Source organism: Falsiroseomonas oryzae, from assembly GCF_027856955.1.
Taxonomy (GTDB): domain Bacteria; phylum Pseudomonadota; class Alphaproteobacteria; order Acetobacterales; family Acetobacteraceae; genus Falsiroseomonas; species Falsiroseomonas oryzae.
This window is the reverse complement of sequence record NZ_JAPSMD010000598.1, coordinates 1-2,583: the sequence shown is the minus strand read 5'-3', so window position 1 is coordinate 2,583 and position 2,583 is coordinate 1. Positions and strand designations below refer to the sequence as shown.

Here is a 2,583-nt window from a genome sequence, read left to right as displayed (position 1 = left end):
GGCGGCGCCCGCCGCCGCCGCGTCGACGGCCGCCGTCGCGGCGGTCACTGTGCCGTCCCGGGCGGAACCCGCGCCGGCCCGCACCACCACCGCACCGGCGGATGCCGGCGCGGCCAGCATCACCGTCACCTTCCCGTCGGGCTCGGCGGAGCTGACGCCGGAGGCGCAGGCTGCGCTCGCCCCGTTGGGCCGTGCGCTCGCCTCGTCGGACCTGGCTGCATTCCGGTTCCGGATCGAGGGGCATACCGACAGCGTCGGCGCGCGGGATGCGAACCAGTCGCTCTCCGAGCGACGGGCCGCCGCCGTGCGTGACTACCTGGTGCAGCGCTTCGGCGTGAACGCCGCCCGCCTCGAGATCGTCGGCCGCGGCGAGGACGACCTCCTCGTCCCGACCCGCGATGAGGTGCCGGAGCGCCGCAACCGTCGCGTGCAGGTCGTCAACCTGGGCAACTGAGCCGACCCGAGCCGACCTTTCGTCTCGTCCGGACCGCCGCGGCCCACCGCGGCGGTTCTGATTCCGGGCCTAGCCCGACCGGCCAGAATCCCATTTTTCTCCTTCTCTGCCCGCGACCTGGACACGCATTCACGATCTAGTCAGGAAAGCCAACAGTCGGTAATACTCCCGCAAGGGTTTCATAGGACCGCATGCCCCGCAGGAAGCGGACCAGCGAGCGGACCACCAGGGGCGGCGCGAGCAGATGCGGGTAGGTTCCTCCGTCGGCGTCCTTCTCTGCCTTGCCGTGCTCGCGGTGCCCGCTTCCGCGCAGCGTCCGCCGCCCATCACGCCCGAGTTGATCGAGCGCCTGGCCCCGCCGGAGGCGCCGCAACTTGCCCCCTCGCTGCGCCCCGCTGTGCCCGAGGCGACGCGCGGCCCGGGCGACCAGGTGCGGGTCCGCGTCGTCTCGGTTCGACTCACCGGCAACGAGGCGCTGCCGGAGCGCGAACTCCTGCCGCTGCTCCAGCCGCTCGTCGGTGCGGAGGTCCCCCTCTCCGCCATCGAGGATGCGCGGATCGCGCTGATCTCCGCCTACGGCCGCGCCGGCTATCCCTTCGTCACCGCCTCCGCCGGCGTCTCGCCGGTGGCGGATGGGGTGGCGCTGACCATGTCGGTTGTCGAGGGCCGGATCGCCTCGGTGAAGCTGGACGGCGACATCGGCCCGGCAGGCACGCAGGTGCTGCGCTTCCTCGACCCGCTGGTGGGCGGCGGTGCCATCACCACGCGCCGGCTGGAACGCGCCCTGCTGCTGGCGGGTGACATGCCGGGCGTCACGGTGCGCAGCGTGGTCCGCCCGTTGCAGGGCGGCGAATCCGGCGAACTCGAGCTGATCGCGCAGGTCACGCGGCGGCCCTTCAGCGGCTACTTCGCGGTGGACAACCGCGGCTTCCGGCTGACCGGCCCGGTTCAGGGCATCTTCGCGGTCGGCTCCAACTCCTTCACCTCCTTCGGCGAGCGGATCGAGGCCTCGATCTTCCGCGCCGAGGAGCGCGAGCAGACCTACGGCCAGATCTCGGCGGAGGCGTTCGCGGGCGGCTCGGGGCTGCGCCTGCGCGCCTATGCCGGCTCCGGCGTCAGCAACCCTGGCGGCTTCCTGGAGCAGATCGCCTACCAGGCCAACACGACCGCAGCCGGGGTGGCGGCGCAGTATCCGGTGATCCGCAGCCGGCCGATGAATCTCTTCGCCGCCGCGCAATTCGACTACCTGAACACGGAGGTGGAGGTCGGCAGCCCCTCCGTCCGTCAGAGCCTCGATCGCGTGCGCGCGCTGCGCTTCGGCTTCGAGGGCAACGCGCTCGACACCTTCTTCGGCCTCGCACCGGCGCCGGCCACCACCACTGCGCTGATCCGCTTCCACCAGGGCGTGCCGTGGCTCGACGCGTCCCGCCCCGGCGATCTGCCGCCGCCGGGCCGCGTCGACAGCAACTTCGAGTTCAGCAAGTGGACCGCGGAGCTCAGCCGCTCGCAGCCGGTGATCGGCCTGGGCGACGGCCTGATGCTCGGCATCTTCGGGCAGGTGGCTGGCCAGCACTCCGGGGACGTGCTGCCGGTGACGGAGAAGTTCTTCCTTGGCGGCACGCGGCTCGGCCGCGGCTTCTATGCGGGGCAGGTGACCGGCGACAGCGCCTTCGGCGCCACGGTCGAACTGCAGCTGGACGTCAGCCCGCGGCCGGTACCGCTGCCCGCTTCCCTCTTCCCTGGCCTCGAGTTCAACCCGGGCGCACAGTTCTACCTGTTTCGCGACTATGGCCGCACCTGGGAGAACCTGCTGACCGATACGGGCCAGACCATCGAATCCTGGGGTGGCGGCGTGCGGCTGTTCCTGACGGACTGGCTGCAACTGGACCTGGAAGGCGTTCGGCGTCTGACGCGGCGGGTGGACGCCACGGGCAGCACCAACGTGCCGCTTCTCGACGAGACCGCCGGCTTCTTCCGCCTGCTCACCCGGTTCTGAGGCGCACGCCCGATGACCCACCGGATCCGCCGCCGCCCCGAAGCCCGCCCCGCCGTGCACCGCGCTGCGCACGCCGCGGCGCCGGCCGGGCTGGTGCGCCAGGCGCTGCTGGCGACCACGGCTCTGCTGCCGG

2 protein-coding genes are annotated in these 2,583 nt (G+C 72.2%); both read left to right on the top strand.

Going from position 1 to position 2,583, the window contains the following annotated elements:
* Positions 1-454 (top strand): OmpA family protein (locus tag OZN99_RS29410; protein WP_270938767.1); only part of this gene is annotated, 454 nt, incomplete at its 5' end.
* Positions 455-698: 244 nt separating this feature from the next.
* The gene (locus OZN99_RS29405) at positions 699-2,450 is read left to right on the top strand and encodes a ShlB/FhaC/HecB family hemolysin secretion/activation protein (protein WP_270938766.1); all 1,752 of its coding nucleotides are present in this window, start codon (positions 699-701) and stop codon (positions 2,448-2,450) included.
* Positions 2,451-2,583 lie beyond the last annotated feature (133 nt).